Raw genomic sequence first — 1,944 nt, 5'->3', positions numbered from 1 at the left:
TTGATAATGGATAATTGATAATGGATAATTGATAATGGATAATTGATAATTACCTTTGGTCAAAACCCTACTTGATTGAATAATGAACCTATCTATAGCTAAAATGTAGGTTGGGTAGAACGAAGTGAAACCCAACAAAACATTATTATTGTCGGGTTTTTCCGTTGGAAATGCTCCGCAAACGTCCCATGCTGCGCAACCCTACGGGAACAACCCAACCTACACTTATTACACTTTGATGAAGAGGGAGAAAAGCAAGTTTGGTATGATGTTAATCCATTGATTAAAGGAGTACAAGAATTTCAGGAGTTGGTTTAATAATTGATAATTGATAATTGATAATTGATAATTGATAATTGATAATTACCTTTGCTCAAAACCCTACTTGATTGAATATTGAGAAATATTATTTCTTTTTTTCTTTTGAAATAGAAGGCTATGGATAATGGATAATGGATAATTGGTAATTGATAATTACCTTTGGTCAAAACCCTACTTGATTGAATAATGAACCTATCTATAGAAAGTCAATTATTCAAGGAGTACAATAATTTCAGGAGTTGGTGCAATGAAGGGAGAAAAAATTGCTTGGGAAGAGGATTTACCATTAACAGTTGAAGAGGAATATGAAGCTTTAGTAGAAACTATTAGATTTACGGAAGGTTTTAGTTTATTGTTTGTGGAATGTTCGCCTCAACAGAAAACAGAAATTATCAAGAAAATTCGGCTGGATATTCCCCAGCAAAAAATCGAAGTTTTGTCTTTGGATAAGACTGTTTTTAATTTTTATAACCGAGTCAAAGAATTACCATTACTGGCAGAAATTGATATTTTGTTTGTGACTGGTTTGGAATATTCTCTCTCTCTATATGAGGAGGAAATGAAAGAAAGAGGTTGGGATAGTAATGAGATTATTTCTATTAGTAGAAGGGGAGTACCTCCAGTTTTAGTTAATTTGAATCAACAGCGAGAAAGGTTTAGGGATGATTTTGATATTTGCTTTGTGTTTTTGTTGCCTAGATTTGCTATGGATTATCTGATTAAACGTGCCCCAGATTTTTTTGATTGGCGTTCTGGGTTATTTCGGTTTCCCAGAGATAGAGAAAGTTTGCAACAGGAATATTCAAAAGTTTTTGCCAAAGAATTAGATAATTATATAGAGCTTACTCGACAAGAACGTAAGTATGAGTGGGTGAAAATTAAAACTTTGCTTGATGAAGAATTGCTTGCTGTTGAAAAAAAGCAGATTTGTTAGTTAGAAAGGCTTCTCTAGATAGAAAGTTTAAGCAAAATGAAGAAGCAATATTAGCTTGTGATGAAGCCTTAGAAATAGAACCAAATAATTACGAAGCTTGGAATGGTAAAGGCATTGCACTGGAAAATTTAGAAAAATATGAACAGGCAATTGCTGCTTTTGATAGAGCTATTGAAATCAATCCAAATTATTATAAGTCTTGGAAAAATAAAGGTAATGTACTCGATAGTTTAGAACGTTATGAAGAGGCAATTGCTGCTTATGAGAAAGCTTTAGAAATTCAACCAGATTATTACGAAGCTTGGAATGGTAAAGGCATCGCACTGATAAAATTAGAAAGATATGAACAGGCAATAGCTGTTTCTGAAAAGGCTATAGAAATAAAACCAGACGATAACTACGCTTGGAACAATAAAGGTATTGCACTAGAATATTTAGAAAGATATGAAGAAGCTATTCCTGCTTATGAAAAATCCATATAAATAAATCCAAATTATCATAAATATTGGAAAAATAAAGGCGATGCACTAGAAAATTTAGAAAGATATGAAGAGGCAATAGCTGCTTATGAGAAGGCTATAGAAATTCAACCAGATTATTACTATACTTGGGATAGTAAAGGCATCGCACTGATAAATTTAGAAAGATATGAAGAGGCAATAGCTGCTTATGAGAAGGCTATAGAAATT

The 1,944-nt window shown here is 32.6% G+C and carries 3 protein-coding genes; all 3 read left to right on the top strand.

Features of this window, described 5'->3' with window-relative positions:
* Positions 1-568: 568 nt before the first annotated feature.
* The gene (locus ACP6PK_RS11965; RefSeq protein ID WP_426559787.1) at positions 569-1,255 is read left to right on the top strand and encodes a hypothetical protein; all 687 of its coding nucleotides are present in this window, start codon (positions 569-571) and stop codon (positions 1,253-1,255) included.
* Positions 1,249-1,737 carry a tetratricopeptide repeat protein gene (locus ACP6PK_RS11960; RefSeq protein ID WP_426559786.1) on the top strand — a complete coding sequence of 163 codons (489 nt, stop codon included), beginning with the start codon at positions 1,249-1,251 and terminating at the stop codon, positions 1,735-1,737. The genes ACP6PK_RS11965 and ACP6PK_RS11960 overlap by 7 nt, the downstream gene beginning before the upstream one ends.
* The coding region (locus ACP6PK_RS11955; RefSeq protein ID WP_426559788.1) for a tetratricopeptide repeat protein at positions 1,738-1,944 on the top strand (207 nt) is incomplete at its 3' end.

Source organism: Dapis hubbardiae BLCC-M172, from assembly GCF_050016015.1.
Taxonomy (GTDB): Bacteria; Cyanobacteriota; Cyanobacteriia; order Cyanobacteriales; family Microcoleaceae; genus Trichodesmium.
The sequence above is the reverse complement of the archived record's forward strand: the minus strand, read 5'-3'. Positions and strand labels throughout refer to the sequence as shown.

Coding starts and splice junctions, on each gene's coding strand:
- ACP6PK_RS11965 (WP_426559787.1), top strand. CDS start 569: ATGAAGGGAGAAAAAATTGCTTGGGAAGAGGATTTACCATTAACAGTT.